The organism is Paenibacillus taichungensis (assembly GCF_013359905.1).
GTDB lineage: Bacteria > Bacillota > Bacilli > Paenibacillales > Paenibacillaceae > Paenibacillus > Paenibacillus taichungensis.
Map to the genome: position 1 here is coordinate 1 of NZ_JABMCC010000104.1, position 17026 is coordinate 17026.

9 protein-coding genes and 1 pseudogene are annotated in these 17026 nt (G+C 46.9%); all 10 read right to left on the reverse strand.

Features of this window, described 5'->3' with window-relative positions; genetic code table 11:
• Positions 1–132: 132 nt before the first annotated feature.
• Positions 133–921, reverse strand: a pseudogene (locus HP548_RS34085) (DEAD/DEAH box helicase family protein); the annotation flags it as partial.
• A gap of 974 nt (positions 922–1895) precedes the next feature.
• On the reverse strand, positions 1896–2276 hold the full coding sequence (locus HP548_RS08415; protein WP_091001286.1) for a hypothetical protein: 381 nt from the start codon (positions 2274–2276) through the stop codon (positions 1896–1898).
• A gap of 325 nt (positions 2277–2601) precedes the next feature.
• Entirely contained in the window at positions 2602–3324 is a 723-nt protein-coding gene (locus HP548_RS08420; protein WP_063567747.1) for a response regulator transcription factor, read from the reverse strand.
• A 4-nt stretch (positions 3325–3328) separates the two neighbouring features.
• On the reverse strand, positions 3329–4489 hold the full coding sequence (locus HP548_RS08425; protein ID WP_024631628.1) for a sensor histidine kinase: 1161 nt from the start codon (positions 4487–4489) through the stop codon (positions 3329–3331).
• A 47-nt stretch (positions 4490–4536) separates the two neighbouring features.
• Positions 4537–7260 (reverse strand): stalk domain-containing protein, encoded by a 2724-nt coding sequence (locus HP548_RS08430; protein ID WP_175381396.1) that lies wholly within the window; start codon positions 7258–7260, stop codon positions 4537–4539.
• 595 nt (positions 7261–7855) lie between these two features.
• Positions 7856–11587 carry an Ig-like domain-containing protein gene (locus tag HP548_RS08435; protein ID WP_175381397.1) on the reverse strand — a complete coding sequence of 1244 codons (3732 nt, stop codon included), beginning with the start codon at positions 11585–11587 and terminating at the stop codon, positions 7856–7858.
• 206 nt (positions 11588–11793) lie between these two features.
• Positions 11794–12996, reverse strand: a complete 1203-nt coding sequence (metK, locus tag HP548_RS08440; RefSeq protein ID WP_063567744.1) for a methionine adenosyltransferase — start codon at positions 12994–12996, stop codon at positions 11794–11796.
• Between the two features lie 257 nt (positions 12997–13253).
• Positions 13254–13526 (reverse strand): alpha/beta-type small acid-soluble spore protein, encoded by a 273-nt coding sequence (locus HP548_RS08445; RefSeq protein ID WP_017691962.1) that lies wholly within the window; start codon positions 13524–13526, stop codon positions 13254–13256.
• Positions 13527–13663: 137 nt separating this feature from the next.
• Positions 13664–14233, reverse strand: a complete 570-nt coding sequence (locus HP548_RS08450; RefSeq protein ID WP_099857642.1) for a hypothetical protein — start codon at positions 14231–14233, stop codon at positions 13664–13666.
• 130 nt (positions 14234–14363) lie between these two features.
• Entirely contained in the window at positions 14364–16961 is a 2598-nt protein-coding gene (locus HP548_RS08455; RefSeq protein WP_175381398.1) for a hypothetical protein, read from the reverse strand.
• Positions 16962–17026 lie beyond the last annotated feature (65 nt).

Consider the following 17026-nt stretch of genomic DNA (forward strand, 5'->3'; position numbering starts at 1 on the left):
AGGAATTGTTATAGAGTGTAGCGTCAAGAACGGAAAAACAGCTTCAGGTAAAGGAAAAACACTCCCATTCTACATCAAGTCGCATGAATTCAATTGATTTTTTACGTCCATTTTTTATTTACTATTTATATCATAAGGAAATGCATCAAGCTCGTCGATAATGACCAGATCGAATGCCTGGTAAAAACGCATCAGTTGATGTGTGGTCGCGAGTGTGAGCTGCGCGTCTTTCCAGCGTTCGGTGCTGCCTCCGTATAGCGTAGCGAGCGAGATGTCGGGGAATGCTTTCGCCAAACGAGGGGCGAGCTCCAGCACGACATCCCGGCGCGGCGTAGCAACAAGCGCTCGTCCACCGCGCTCCAATATGTATTGGAGCAAAGGGAATATCATTTCCGTTTTGCCGGCCCCGGTCACGGCCCACAGCAAAAATCGCCCCGGCCCATCCCCTGCGGATGGCTGGGCCAAAAACGCCAGCGCCGCGGCAGCCGCCGCGCTCTGCGCAGGGCTAAGTCCCCACCGGGCAAGTCCGCCCTCGGTGGGGGCAACGGCCGTGCCACGCTGCGATGCATCGCGTGGCACGCCCCCTGGCGCTGCGCTGCGCAGCAGCAGCGCACACGCACGGCTGCGCCCCAGCGCGAGGCAAGCCTCGCAGTAGGCGCACGCCGCCAGGCCGCAGGCAGCGCAGGGCACGCGCTGCCCGGCAAAGCTGCCGCATCGGCGGCAGCGGGGCGCGCTGCGCGCGCGACCAAGCCACGCGAGGCGTTGCCGCTGCGTGGCAGGCCCTTCCAGGGCGGCTGTTATGCTCAGCCGCCCACGCAAGTGCGCGAGCTGCGCAGCCGCGCGCCAACCCGAGGCAAGCTGCGGCGATGTGTCCGCCAGCAGCGCCTCTGCCTCGGCCGCCAGCAATTGGCGGCCGCGAAGCCGCTCAGCCAGCAGGGCCGCGCCCCGCTCCAGCTGAGCCCATTCCCCGGCGGGATACGGCTCTGGCATCCTGCCCACCTCCGCACCTCTTTCTGCGCCAATCCTCGCTTTGCCCGCTATCTCTCCCCTAGCCTCCAGATCCCCGGAGGCCCGCTCGTACTTTTCCAGTTTGCGCTGCATATACGCCTGCCAATGCTCCTCTCCCCACTGATCCATCCCCCGCTCCATCTCAAAATTCTCTACCATCCAAGATGCCTGACTTAAAGGCAGCTCCCTGCCTAACAGCAACCATCGCAACGCCCGCTGTCCGCTCCCCCCCTCAAGCCACCACGCTACATCCACTCGGACATCCAGTGACAGCATCATCTTCCACTCTTCTCTCACTCGGCACACATACAACCCAACCTTCATCTGCTCTCCTCCCTCATTCTCCATGCCCCAAAACGCAAAAAAAGCACATGCCAACCGACTATTCGTCGGAGCATGTGCTTCATGTCCATATCTAATTCCATTCAATATCCATTTGTATTATCACTATATCAATTGTGGAGTCGTCCCACAAGTCGTTTAGTTTCCAAAAGCAATTGTTACAATCATTTTACCAATTCAATTAGCATCGATAATCTTTCTTTGATCATGCGAAACTTTTTCCAATCTGCTTCGTCTATACTTTTAACTTAAGAGTTCTGAATTCAAAAAGGTTCGTGCTGCGATCCCCACAAGGCTCCAACAGGGACAATAACCATAGATTGCATAAAAACCCATATTTAATTTAACAGCAAGCTTGGCTACAATGACAAAAAAAGACTACAGCATAAGCTGTAATCTTTAACCTCGAACATGATGAAATTCACGCTTATTTTGGCAAGCTGGCATGACTTCATTGAAAGTGCATTCTGACTGATGACACGCTTTAGCCAGTCTGTCTCAGCAGCTTGCACGATGAATGAGCCCAACTGTTGCAAAAAAAGCATCTACTGCTTTGGCTCACGCAAATCGATAAGGCGAATAGAACGATTCCCGGTCTGATTCCACTGTTCCATATCGGTAGGGACAGCAGACAAGTAGGATAACTCCATTCCTTGCCTAAGCATAAGCTTCTCAATAATACGAACCGTTTCGGCTTCCGTACGATCAGCGACAACCGTCAATGTGAAGCTCTTTCCACGGTAAAATAATTCCCGGCAAAGCGCTCTTACAATGCCTTCTATCCGCTGCTCCTGATTGGAAGGAATGAGCATAATCTGCTCGTAGCCCTCGGGGTCCGGACGGGAAAGATGGCGCTGGTGCATGGCATGAACGGCCATTGCCGCCAGGAAGTATATGAGCAGAATCATAGTCAGATGAGCAACCATGGCAACTGCACCTCCTCGGAAGGTCATGCTCACCCATGGCGAACATCCCTGTATACAGCAGTATATGCTGCATTCCCCGAAGGGTTACACTTGCAAATCCTAAAGCGCATATTCCATTCTGATCGACACCGGACGAAGAAGACAGGCCAGGTCGTTCACTCATTCATGCCGAAGCTTGAACATAAGTTCGCCTAACTTCATACTTTGCTCATTTGCAGTAATAAAGTCCATTAACCCGCTAACCAGTCCAACATTCTGGAATGGGCGCGAGTAAACAGAATCCTATAATTGCTATAATCAAACTGCATCTAAATACAATCGTATATTAGAGGGTAACCCAACCATATTTGATCGAGTTGATAACCGCTTGTGTACGATCGTCCACTTCCATCTTCTGCAGAATACTGCTGACATGGTTTTTTACTGTTTTCTCACTGATGAACAGGAACTCACCAATCATTTTATTGCTCTTACCTTCAGCCATCAGACGCAATACTTCAGCCTCACGACGAGTAAGCGGATTATTGTCGCCAGCGACAAATTTAACGCCTGCTTCCTTCGAAGCTCCTTCGCTCATTGCCCCTGTCTCATTAAGGTACGTCATACGACGCAACTGCATGATCAGTTTGCCAGTTACTTTAGGGTGGATGAATGCATGCCCTTCATGAACAGAACGAATCGCATTGATCAGGGACTCGGCCTCCATATCTTTCAGCAGGTAGCCATTAGCACCTTTACGCAGCGTCTCGAACACATAACTCTCATCATCATGAATAGACAAGATAATGACTTTGACATCTGGGAACAGCTCACGCAATTTCTCCGTCGCTTCAACCCCGTTTTCCACAGGCATGTTGATGTCCATCAAGACGATGTCCGGTTTATCCTGATTACAGAATTCGAGCACCTGAATCCCATCGCCGCATTCGCCGATGACCTCAATGTCGTCCTCCATATTTAAAATGCGTTTCAGACCTTCACGGAACAGCTGATGATCATCAGCCAAAAGAACTTTAATTGATGTCTTTCCAGTATCACGGTTTTCCATCCTGCTACTCCTTTCCCTTATCCACGTTTGTCGGGATATGAATCACTATTTTGGTTCCTTGATTTTCCGCGGACTCGATCTCTATTCTTCCTTCTAACAGTTCAACCCGCTCTCTCATCCCAATCAGACCGAAGTGGGTATGATCCTTGCTCTTCTTCGCAAGAAGCTCCGGTTTGAACCCAAGCCCATTGTCCTGCACGACAATCTTAACGAGCTGAGCCTGGTATGTAATTTCCACTACAACATAAGTGGGATAAGCATGCTTCGCAGCATTGGACAGACCTTCTTGCACGAGGCGGTAGATCGCAGCCTCCATTGCCGAAGATAAACGGTGTTCCTTGCCTCTCGTTTCAAAAAGCGAGCGGATTTTTGTTTTTTCTTCAAAATCCTGCACGTACTTCCGAAGCGTTGGAATCAATCCCAGGTCATCCAGTGCCATAGGACGCAAATTGAAAATAACTTTTCTCATTTCTCCAAGACTCGAACGAACCTGGCCTTTCAAATCTACTATTTCGGCCTGGACCATCTTAAAATCCTGCTTTATGAGCATTCTTTCTACAATTTCCGTCCTAAGCACTAGATTTGCGAGCATCTGCGCAGGTCCGTCATGGATCTCACGGGCAATACGTTTCCGCTCTTCTTCCTGGGCCAAAATTATTTTCAAACCAATCATTTGTCGATTTTTGGCGGATTCAATGATGCGGGTCACTTGACCCAGCTCACCCGACAGATACTCCAGTACAACCCCCATCTGGGAACCGATCGTCTCGGCGCGCTCCACGGAAGCTTCCACATTTTTGGCACGCTTCTGCAGATCATCCCGACGGGCTTTCAGATACATTTCCTTCTCACGGTAAATCATCAGATCCAGCTGTAACTGCGTCGCTTTCTCATACGCCTGCTTGATATCATGCTCGGAATAACGGACGAAGTCGCGGCTAACCTCAGTTAGCCGGATCCGAGAGCGGCGGTAGTTCAGCTCCAATTGATCTACTTTCTCGATCGTTTCCGCCGTCTCTTTCAAAACCGACTTCAATTCCTCGTTCAGCGTTTTTAGCTCATTCCGAGTCGAGTCCATAATCTCAAACATTTGATATTTACTGTTTTCCATGACTTGTATGGCGTTTTTTATGACGCGGTCTATGGCATCGGCTTGTAAATCCACGTTTGTTCGACTCCATTTCTATCGTTTCCGGTATATATCATACCATATCACGATGAGATGGTAACGGTCTTCGTGTTCTGTTCCCATTTTACAGTCAGTCCAAGCTGCTCTGAAACGAGTCTGAGAGGGACTAAAGTCCTACCACCAGATACGTAAGGTGCTACTGTCGCACTTTGTCTTTTGCCATTGATGATGAATTCTTTCTGGCCAACAACCAGATCAATCAGTTTGCCGCCACGTACAACGGTAATCCGTTGATTTTTGCTATCCCAGCTCGCCTGCCCGCCAAAAGCATCCAATACATGCTTGATTGGGACATATGTTGTACCATTTTTCAGTACTGGCGCAGCATCAATTGCCTTTTTCGTTCCATTCACGGTCATCGATTTCTGTCCAAGCACCAATGAAGCAGTTCCTGTAGGCAAGCCCACTTCACTGGATTTGGATGGCATGGTGAAAGCAATATTGTCAAAAGCAACCGTGCCCGTCTTCGCGCGCTCATCCTGACCTTCTTCCACATTCACCACATAAACCCGTTTCAGCTTCGCCGGATAAGAAATATTCAGCCCATTCAGGTCCACATTCAGCTTTTTCCAACCATCCCAATCAATCGCCTTAGCGAGATCGGCATAAACCGTTTTGCCACTGGCATCCGTAAATTCGGCACGCAGCCAGTTCAGGCTCTTATCTCCCATAACATCCATTGACATGGATGTCGCAGTTGCAGATACCTCTTTGCCAGTGGAACCGTTCAATTGGGCATAAGCATACATTTTCCCTATTCCTGCAGTCATGTCATAGCTCAGCTGCAGCACCTTGGAGCCAGCCTTTTCACCTGTTCCTGTTGTCACGGAAGCCGATCCAGTTACACCTGATGCGTTAGTCGTGAAGTTGATCGGGTAGCTTACATTCTCGAAGTTCTCCCATATCGTTTCACTTGCCGCAGCGGAGAGCACAACCACCGTGCTGTAGCCGTCATAACGACCGATCGCATAGCCAACTTGAGCGCCGGAGTTCACGGAGGATACAGTTAATTGGTCTGCAACCACTTTACCTTTGAAACCAATAAATTCCCAAGTTAGCGAGTCCGCCGGAACCGTTACACTTTGTCCGTCTTTGGTCTTCGCCGTTACCGGAATGGAAATCGTTGTGCCCGCTTGAAGCGATCCCAAGCCAGATCCGGCTGTCAGCGAAGCCAGTTCATTTCCGCCCAGCACGGTAACTTTAATGGAAGATGATGCACCATTACTTGTTGCAGTCAGCGTCGCTGTACCTGGTTTCACACCTTTGATCGTTCCATTGCTTACACTCACGATGGCATTGTTGCTCGATTTCCACGTCATCTTGATATCGCCTGTCGCAATCGGGTTATAGTAGGTGTCATATCCTTTGGCTGTATACTTGCCCTCTTGCCCTACCAGCAACGTTTGGCTGCCACTCACGGCAAAGCCTTTCAGCTTACCTTCTGGAGCCGTAGAGAACACGCCCAGCGTGTTTACGACCTGACGCTGCTCTGTACCATACTCTGTATTGAACGTAAGCCCTGCTGTCTCCTCGCCAAGTGGACGAGTTACCATCGTTGTGGAGCCGCCTCCGTCCAGATTCATGCCTTTCCATACACCAATGCTGGTCATGAAGGATTGCAGTTCTGTCAGCGACAAACCGCTGCTGTTACTGTTTTTCTCCGCTGCAATAATGTAGACATAACGACCATCTTGAGAGTAGCCGACTGCTGTTCTCGCACGAATGCCACCGATGCCGGAAGCAGCAATATCACGGGAAAAAGTAGCCGCCTTGCCACCATTCACCAGAATGGTATGACCACCGATCATCATCTGCAGATTGCTTGGATCAACGGTCTCCCCCGTCGTTTTGGCTTTTAACTTGTAATCCGCATTCAGCGACTGTCCTACCGCCAGGTGAGTCATAATCCATGTCGCTGCCGTTCCGTGCGCACGCAAAATGTACCCATCCGCCGGCACCGTCATGTTTAACGCCTTTTTATCGGAAATTTGGGTGATCACACCGTTCTGCACAAGTACCTCAGTTGGTGTTGTGGAAGGATCATTCGGCCGTTTTGTGGACGTCCAAGCCGGTGTATAAATATACATCGAATTGGCGTGACTGTACTTCACCGAGCTCGATTCGACCGTGTAGTCCTCTTTATTTATCCCACGCAAAGCAAACGTTGAACCATCATCTGCCTTCACGGTGCCATCGAATGAATATTCATCAATCATCGGCTTGCCGTCTTTGGTTACGGTGAGGGCATACATCCCTGACAGTTCGGATGGAGTAGATACGAGGACCCCATCCGAGACCTGTCCACCAATTGGGGCAAGTTCCCCGGATACATTAAAATAATCGCCGTTCACGGCGGCTACTGCACCATTTTCCTTAGCCATGCCACCCGTGCTTTGTTTACTATTCAGATTGCCACCCTTGCCTGTCATGACATCCAGCTTCACATAGGGATTTTGCAAATCCACTTGAATGACGTCTGCCAGTACGTTCACCTTCGAGCCGGAACGTGTCGTTGTATAATTGTATTTCATCAACTTCGCACCCGAAGTCAGAATTTCTTCACTCAGTTTGCTTGTTGTTGTAGAAGCCGCTGCAGCCACCGACTGCCATGAACTTCCCGACCACACCTGTTGTCCCGCTCCCAGAACCGGTGCAATCCAGATCACGCCTGCCAGTGTCACAATCGCCCATTTCTTCGCCTTGCTACCCTTAACGTCGTTCAGCCGTTTCCCTTGTTTCCCCAGCATGTTTGAAACGTCTCTCCCATCTTGTATATCAATCTTAGATATCACGATCTCTCCCACGTGGCAGCAGATAGCGAGATTTCTAGTATACTCTTCTATTAATAGACTACTTTTTGTGGAAAAAGTTACGCCCCGAGCCTGAATTCAGGTATTTATTGGGTTACGCGACATCCTATTGTTTTGTTATACGTTTTTACAGTCAAAAAAATAAACTTCAGTTATGCTCGATTTAGCACAACCAAAGTCTATTTGGAGTAGATCTAGCTGTTGAAACAATTGATGTAACCAAATCAACGTTAGTTTCTACATTTAGGAATGTTGAAGCTAATATTTACGGTGACGGTTTTGAAATGATAAATTCACCAATAATTGTTGTTCCATCTTTCTCGTACACAGGTATACTTCGATCCATCTTCTGCTGGCTCTGCCATTGCAACGCTTCTTCAGGGGTTCTGTGATCTGGTCCAAGACCAGAACTATCTAGTATTAAATATAAAAAAGGACCATTTCAAGAAATAAATTTCCTTGAAATGGTCCAGCATGTTACTTTCGTTATCATGACTATTCTTGGATTGCACTATTGCAATATCACTTCGTTTTACAAGTATCCTAACTTATCCAACACACGCTTCAACATTACCGCTGCTTGTGCACGAGTAGCATTACCTTGAGGGACAAACGTTTTTGACGTCATACCTTGGATGATTCCTTCTTGCACTGCTTTGGCGACAGAATCCTTGGATTGGATTTTGTTGCTATCCTTGAACTTCGATAATGTTGAGGAAGCTGAAGATTGGAGTGAGACCGTTTTTCCACCATAATTCATGGCCCGAACCATCATAATGGACATCTGTTCACGGGTAATTGGACGGTCTGGCTTAAAGGTACCATCCGTATTCCCTGTGATGATTCCTGCTTCAGCAGCTGCACCGATATAAGCACTCGTTGTGCCACCGCCCAAAACATCACGGAAACGGCCTGCTGCTGTTTGGTTCCCCGGCAGCCCCAATCCTCTAGCTACTAATTCAGCAAATTCTGCACGTGTAATATTCTGATTCGGTCCATAGAAAGAACCGTTCGGCGTACCGATAATCCATTTGGCAGAAAGCTCTTTAATGACTGCACTAGCCCAGTGGGATGATGTATCCTGGTAGTTTACAATATGTGTAACAGGAACAACCGTTTGATTGCCATTCAACTGTCCTTGGATAACCACACCATTGATCGTGGTTTTAAACGAACTAGGCACGTTAGATAGGATAAATGTACCTGGATCCATATAGGTTAGCCCTGAAGTTGTCGTCGGTGTTTTCAGTGGCAATTGTATAGCGAGCAGGCTTTTAATGTTCTGCTCCACACGTAGGTTGTTATTTCCGTTAAATGCAGATAAGTATATATTCGTATTATTGCCTAACTTCTGTGCGCCTGCAGCTAGTAACAAGCCATCCAATGTACCTGATCCGGATACCGGTACTGTCTCGATCTGCACGTAAAGATAGGAAGAACCTACACTCGTTGATCCCCCCACGTCTTGAATCATGGAGGACACATCCAAACCAGACAGGGGAAGTGTCCATAGGCGATCACCATATTTGATTCCAATTGAACCCGTACGATTGCTCGATGCCAACTGAGCCAGTGCGCTTAGTGGGAAGCCGACATATGCTGAAGATTCATCAGCATTCATCTCAAATACAACAGGCTGTGCCGTTTTTCCAGCTGTCCTTGCATACTCAAAGGCCTGTAGCAATTTGGCAGCATCTACGTTAAATTGGCGAGTGGAGAGATTGTTGCGAGTCATTGCTGACACATTGGTAGCCGTATCGTTACTCATGACAAGAACAGCCTGACCATAACTCGATGCATCTAATTCTGTCAACCAGGAAGGACGGCCATTCGTCTGACTGCCTGTGGAATTGCCATTTACCTGTAAGTTAAGCGGCCCGAAGGCTACAATTGTGTTATTGGATGCATCTCTTAAAGGTACGGCTCCCGGTACGTAACTAACCGTTCCCGTCTGTCCCGAGGTAGCTGAACTTGAAAGCTTCAGAGTTACTACGGAACCGGAACTTGCAGCTGAAAGTACACTTACCGTGGAACCACCAAGCTGTACATTGAACTGTGACGATGTAAGTGCTGTCTGAGCCTGAAGTGGGTCCTTAAAGTTAATGGATACGGTGTCTCCCTGAAGGACAGCCGAAAGAATTTTTCCGTTTCCATAGGTGTAGGTCACTGGCGCCAAATTAATGTAACCAGCCGGGTTGCCATTCAAGTCGGTTAATCTCAATGTTCCAGGCACGTAGGATAAACTAACGTTTTGCGTACTGGAGACGGCACTTGCCAATGTTAAGGTAACCAAGTCATCCTCAATTTCTGTATCATTTACAAACACTGCCTTCCCATCTACCAATACGGAGTATTGACTCTTTAGGGGCTTGTTCGTCCTGCTCAGCGGTTCATTGTAACGAATCCATAACGTAGATCCGCTTACTTCTGCGTTTTTAAATTCGGGAGCTTTCGTATCAAGACTATTGCGTACGTAGAATCCACTAAAGCCCGCAAGTGCTTGTCCACGAGTGTCTTTTACAGGCCATGAGCCTGGTTCATACGATACTCTAACCACTTCCCCATTTTGTATGGAACGACTGAGGCTAAGTGTCACCAGAGAACTGTTGTTGGTAGAAATGCTGTTAATTCCCACCGCTGTGCCGTCAGCCGTAACACTAAACTGTCTTACAGCATCACTTGAATTGATATAGACCGTCTCTGGGTAATACAAGCTAATCGTACTATTATAAGCTGTACCTTCACGTGGTTTGGACATGATGGAATCCAGATTATTCTCCACATCTCTGGCAGAGAATGCTGCTACAGCGTTAAAAGACAAATCTTGAATTTTACGAGTTCCTGTTCCCGGGGCGTACGCAATTCTAACAACCTGTCCTACCGCTACACCCGTGTCCAGTACAACATAGACACTATCTCCTGAGACATAGGAAGTACTCACATTCCGGTTCTCTCCGTTAACCGTGACCGTGAAGCTGGAAGCAAACGGATCAATACTTGAGAGCAACTCGTCATATGTCAAACGTATGATGCTATTGCTGTACATTTTAGCTGTCTTTAAAACTGGAGCGGTGGTATCCGAACCCAATGTCCTGAATGTCCATGAGTTTGTCCCATTCAATCCTGTAAACAAGTTTCCCGCGTTATCCCGCAGAAAGCCTCCTAATATATCCACAGTGTAGGTGGTATTGCTTGTTAGACCATTTAACGGAATAATCCGTAATTGTCGGTTGTTAGTACTGTTGAGTAATACTGTTGCGGGTATTGCAACACCATTTGCATTTTTTAATATAACCGCTCCAGTAATGTAAGCTGAGCTCAACTCTTTGCTGAATGTCACTGTAAGTTCACTCGTTAAAGAAACATTGCTTGCTCCATTAGTCGGAGATAACGAGGATACGGTTAATGCTGATGGATCAGAAGAAAACGCAGTGAAGTTCCATTCTCCTCGACTAATCCCTTTTACATCATTACCAACGCTGTCCCTTAATACCCCTTCAGGTATCACAACGGAGTATGTAGTGTTATTCGAAAAGTTGTTCGTTGGATCAATGGTGAGCGTTCTACCATTTATCACAATTCGCGGTGCACCTGCACCTATATCCAGTTCTTCAACAACTGTACTTCCTTGTAGAAGCTGAATTTTGCCTACACCCGCTGAAATACTATCACTGTAAGTCAGTTGTATGTTGGACGTAGTAGGAACAGAAACTGCTCCTAGATTGGGGAAATAGGAGGTTACCATAGCCGTTCCGATTCCCTTTGTACTAAATTTCCATTGTTGCGATGTCAGGCCTTTGACCGCAGTCCCTCCATCAGCAGTTAGCAGGGAGCCTGAATCGAATTGTACATAGTATGTTCCTCCACGTAACATTGGATGAGCAATACTTACTTCTTTTCCTACCCCTTCAACACTCTCAGGTGCATCCGGATCTGCTAGAGTTCCCTTGATCTTTACATCCGGGCTATCCATTCTAACAGTAGCCACTGGTGAATTATCCTGAAAACGTCTGATTATTACATTTCCCACAGCGTTTTCAGACTTCTTAACCGCTTCCTTGAATCGAATTACGAGCGGTGCTGCACCATCAACCTCCGTTGATCCCACCGCAGGGATTGTAGTTTCAATCAATGTGTCGTTAAATTCATCGGCGGCATACACCGTATTTGTGTCCATAAACGGAATACCTTGCCAACCTTGAATAGACATCAGCACGATTAACAGTCCGATGATGCCCCTGCGAGCCGTTCTTTTTAAACTCACCGTTCCTTCCTCCTCATCCTGTTTCATTTCAACTGTCTGATGTACAGACCTCATTATGTATGTCGGTTACATTACCAATTTTATTTAGTTAAAAGGAAATAAAAGGAATATTATTACGTTTCTTCAAAGTTCTTAATGTTTGCATACAAAAAGCCCCTAATTCCATATCGGAATCAAGGACTTTATTTAAAGATCGTATCGTTAACTTACAGACCTGCTTGCTCTTTCAAAACGTCTGCTTTGTCCACTTGTTCCCAAGGTACATCCAGATCTGTACGGCCGAAATGACCGTAAGCAGCCGTTTGTCTGTAGATTGGGCGACGCAGATCCAGCATACGGATAATACCAGCCGGACGAAGATCGAAGTTGTTACGCACAAGCTCAACCAATTTCTCTTCGCTGACTTTGCCTGTTCCGTATGTATCAACGTTGATCGATACCGGGTTGGCTACACCAATCGCGTAAGCGAGTTGGATTTCCACTTTGTCGGCAAGACCTGCAGCAATCAGGTTCTTCGCAACATAACGAGCTGCATAAGCCGCGGAACGGTCTACTTTAGTTGGATCTTTACCGGAGAACGCGCCACCGCCGTGACGTGCATAACCGCCGTAGGTATCTACGATGATTTTACGTCCAGTCAGGCCTGCATCTCCTTGAGGTCCGCCAATAACGAAACGTCCTGTTGGGTTGATGAAATATTTAGTCTGCTCATCCAGCAATTCAGCTGGAACGACAGGCAAAATTACGTGTTCTTTGATGTCTTTTTGGATCTGCGCAAGTAGAGTCTCTTCAGCATGCTGAGTAGACACGACAATTGTATCAACACGCACCGGTTTGTCACCGTCGTACTCAATCGTTACTTGAGTTTTACCATCCGGACGGAGATATTCCAATGTACCGTTCTTACGCACTTCAGCCAAACGGCGAGCGATACGGTGGGACAATGCGATTGGCAAAGGCATGAGTTCAGGTGTTTCATTCGTTGCAAAACCAAACATCAGACCTTGGTCACCGGCACCAATGTTCTCTGTCTCGCGAGCCATTTGTTCCGGGTCACGGTTCTCCAGAGCTGCGTTAACGCCTTGGGCGATGTCAGCAGACTGCTCGTTCAGAGAAGTCAGGACGGCACAAGTATTATAATCGAAACCGAACTTGGCACGAGTGTACCCGATTTCCTTAATCGTATTACGAACGATGGACGGAATGTCCACATATTCAGACGCGGAGCTGATCTCACCGATGACAAGCACAAGGCCTGTAGCTACGGAAACTTCGCACGCTACACGAGCATTTGGATCATTCGCCAGAAACGCATCCAATACGGCGTCCGAGATCTGGTCGCAAATTTTATCCGGATGTCCTTCAGTTACAGACTCCGATGTGAATAGATGTCGGCCTTTAATAGACATTGAAGTTTCAACCTCCCATAACGAGTAGTATGGCGATTGCCCGAACAAAACATTTACGTTGATTCGTTCACTGTACCCTCGAAAGCTTTCCGGGCGGAATAAGGACGCAGGGTCCGCAGTTACGAAGATAAGGATTTTTCAGGTAATGGCCTCAACAAAAAATCAACCTTTCCCTAGCGGAAAAGGTTGCGTACCTCAACTGCCATCTTAACGTATTTGTCAAGACGTGTCAAACAGATTGGGATAAGGAAAACACCCTATAAGTGCTGCTCTGCCTGGCGAATTAGCCTTTTCGTAATCTCTCCACCGACCGATCCATTCTCACGGGAAGTCAGATGGCCCCAGCCTTTATACTGGCCATAAGAGTGATCACTCACCTCACCCAGTTCAGAACCAAATTCGGTATCTGCACCAGCAAGACCTCTACCGCCATATCCCACATTCAGACCAAACTCAGCGGCAATTTCATACTTCATTTGATCCAACATCTGACGACTTTCGGGTACCACTTTGCGGTTGCTTCTAGCCATGATTCCTGCACCTCCGGTTATTGGTTGTGTACAGTTATAGAGTGAGCAGGAACAAGGCTGGCTAGCCGTATTAATGTTTGTTAGAACTGGTTAATCTGAACAAATGAAATGAATAAAAAGTCTGACAAGTGCTCATCCTATTTCAGAGAATATCCACCACGTACCATGACAGTCAGGCTGTACTTGTTACCATCCAATACCGTTATACCCCGTCCATCTCTTGGAAAAGAGAGCAAGTGATTAGTCGGCGCTGTCTGACCATTCGTCAAATCAACCCCGTCCGTCAGATCAGCTACACCATTCGTACCTTCACTGACGATCACAGCTTTACCGCTACGCACAATGAACTCCGCGCCAGATGCACCGATCAGCTGTTGACCAGGCTTCACGGTTACAATCTCAACAGCATCAGAGGCACCAGAGACCAATGGAGGTAACGATGTATCTCCACCTGTACTGCCCGAGTTGCCATTTCCCGTAGAGCCGCCGCTGTTACTACCTGATGTATTTCCAGACCCTGTGTTCATGCCTCCACCCAAAGCTTTCTGAATTTGCTGATCAACATAACTCTTCGTCACTACCGGATCATCTGCTGTTCCCGGTTGACTTGTGCCTGCACCTATTGCTGTATTGCTGTATACAGACCCTACCCACACGCCAACACCAATCGCTAGTGCAGCCAGGGATACTTTCATATAAGGTTTCATGTGATTTATTTTCCTCCTCTGGAAATCTATTAACTTTAACTATAGAGAAAAAATAGTGCTGCGACAAGCAAAACCTCGCTTCCGTTGTGATAGAAACGAGGTTCGCAATAATAATAGATCATTAAAAATGCTATTCTATAACAGGTTCTTCTTTAGGAAGCTTAGAGATATCATATCCATAGACTTGTTCGGCAACACGAAGACGTTGTCCCTGGAATTGATCATACACGGTTAGACGGTAAGATCCTCCACGCATTTTTTCATAAAAGCTATCCTCCACGCTCCAACTTAACGTTTGATTGGTGCCCACCTTCAGATCGGTACCTGGAGTCAGTTCTTTCTCAAATACTTTACCGTTTTGATCCGTAAGGGTAACAATCCACTTGTGTTCATTCTCAGCCATCTCAATCTCTTCGCTACGAGTAAGCGTGTAATTCATATCAACTTGTACTGAATTACTGCCAGCCAAATATGCGCGCACACTATTAGCTGTCAACGTATATGGATAGAGGTCAATATTTGAAAGATTACCTTGAACACTTACGGAGATTGGCGGTACCTCGAATGCAATTGCATTTACATAAGCAGTCGCTTCCCCTTCACCCGTTACAAACTTGCTGTCTGCAATACCTTCACCCACAATCAGGCGCAGGTCTGAGAAGGTAACGGACTTCGGAATCTTAGCCCAGAACGTAACAATCGACTTCTGACCGGGCCCAGGAAGACGCTCTGCTTGCTTCGCAGTTGCTCTGTAATACTGGCCATCGGAAGTTTTGAAGTATCCAACAAGTTTACCTAGACCACTCTGACGCAGTGACTTGTTCGTCATTTCAAATTCGGTATAAACAATGTCCGATGATGTCCCTGGGTAACGAATTGTTCTTCGAACACCCATCTCAGTCTCTTTATCTGCAATACCAGTTGTATAGGTCTTACCCGTTGCTACGTAAGATACGGGCTGGATCAACCCCGACGTATTTAACGTGATCCACTCATTTGTTTCTTCTTCACTTACCTTTTCAATCAGACTTACTTCTAACCGCCCCATACGAAGTTCAGAAGGAATTTTGGTCAAAAGATAAGCCTCAGTTGTCATACCCACCCCAAGTAGTTTTCCGCTTTGCGTATAGATTAACTTTTTATCTCCATCAATTTGAGCCGAGTCAATGATGAACATGGCTTCGAGCTCTGGGAGCTGCACCGTTTTGCTGCCCGCATTACGAATCGTTACTTTCGCAGCCACAATGTCACTATCTGACCAAGGCAATCGCTGTAACGTGCCCAATGAGACACCAAACGTTCCTTTACTATTCTTAATGACAGTCTCTGTTGTCAAACCGTCTCCAGTGGATACAGATTGCGGAATGGCATATACGCCTACAGGATAGGAGAAAACAAAGCTACTTGTACTTGTTGGAGTCGTTGACTCCGTGCTCTCAGTTTTATCCACAGGGCTCATAGCGTACAGCTTAATTTTGCTCGTATCTCCATCACCTTGTATGGTTGCGTTAAGTTTAATCGTTTTAATATCTCCTGGGTTCAGCTTTAATGCGTCTAATGCCTTGGTTTCAATCGGATAGATTGTTCCGTCATCAGTTCGTACCTCAAAGGTATAGGTCGGCACTTTAACAGCTTTCTTACCTTCGTTCTTAAGCACAAATTGCATATTCAGATCATATTCACCGTCATCAATACGAACCTTTGCTGACTCAAGCAATGTAGATAGTCGTTGTCCCTCAATAGATATGATATTCGGTTGATTCGCAGCCACCTCTACGTTCCTTACTTTGCTTGCCTCAGGCAGCTGCAACGCAGCAACAGGTAAGACCGTTTTCTCTTCACCCTGCTCTTCAACCAGCAATAATTCAGACTTTTGCAGCATCACCGATGTGGGGAGAGAAGTCATCAGACTCAAGGCCTTATTGGCCTGTGCCTGTATACTGACGCTTGTACTATCCTTGTCTGGCGTCAACGGATAATTCGTGCCACTTGGCGTACGCAAAATCCATTTGATATTCGGGTTTTCGAGTAATTTGTAACTAATATTGTTTAAATTTACACCAATTTTCACATACTGATTCTTATCTTCACCTGGGAACACTTTAATACCAGACACTTTTACCTTCACGGCAGAATCACTTAGACGAACCGTCTTCGGTTTGCCTACGGGTGTCGTAATACTATAGGATGCGGGTACATTAAACTTACCCAACGTACGTTCATAGTTAGATTGACTGAAATCCCATTTTACGATGAGGAAATTCAAATCACTCAGCTTCACTTCGCGACCAACCTTCATGACGTAAGTCAGATCAACCGTTGACCCAGGTGCGACTGTTTTCTTTTCTTGATCTTTCGCAATCAATTTAGGCGAGAATAGCGTTCCACCCGTGGTTTTTACCTTGCTCCAATAATCTAGCATCATCATTGGGGTGCTGTCATTGTTCTTATAAGATAAGGTGTACGTAACCACATTGCCATCATCCTGAGCCAAGATATTTACATCTGTTAATCTTACGGAACTTCGTGCTGTCACTTTTACAGGTGACAGGTTACCCAGTGTATGTACAACCTGTTTGGTGGTTGTTGTCGTTTTCTTCAATGTACTGCTATCTGAACTGGTGGCAGAAACTTTATTGGTTGTGCTCGCTGCCATGGCGATGCCAGCCGTTGAACTGATCAACATTGCACTTGCGAGCAAGCTCACAAACATTTTCTTTTGATCCACTTCCAAACCTCCCATAGTTTGCTTGTTGCTATATAGTATAAACGTTTGGGATGGGGAGAAAGTTA

What these genes read in the sequence shown, in the direction of transcription:
- HP548_RS08415 (WP_091001286.1), bottom strand. Translation starts at nt 2,276, where the DNA reads ATGGTTGCTCATCTGACTATGATTCTGCTCATATACTTCCTGGCGGCA.
- HP548_RS08420 (WP_063567747.1), bottom strand. Translation starts at nt 3,324, where the DNA reads ATGGAAAACCGTGATACTGGAAAGACATCAATTAAAGTTCTTTTGGCT.
- HP548_RS08430 (WP_175381396.1), bottom strand. Translation starts at nt 7,260, where the DNA reads ATGCTGGGGAAACAAGGGAAACGGCTGAACGACGTTAAGGGTAGCAAG.
- metK (WP_063567744.1), bottom strand. Translation starts at nt 12,996, where the DNA reads ATGTCTATTAAAGGCCGACATCTATTCACATCGGAGTCTGTAACTGAA.
- HP548_RS08445 (WP_017691962.1), bottom strand. Translation starts at nt 13,526, where the DNA reads ATGGCTAGAAGCAACCGCAAAGTGGTACCCGAAAGTCGTCAGATGTTG.
- HP548_RS08450 (WP_099857642.1), bottom strand. Translation starts at nt 14,233, where the DNA reads ATGAAACCTTATATGAAAGTATCCCTGGCTGCACTAGCGATTGGTGTT.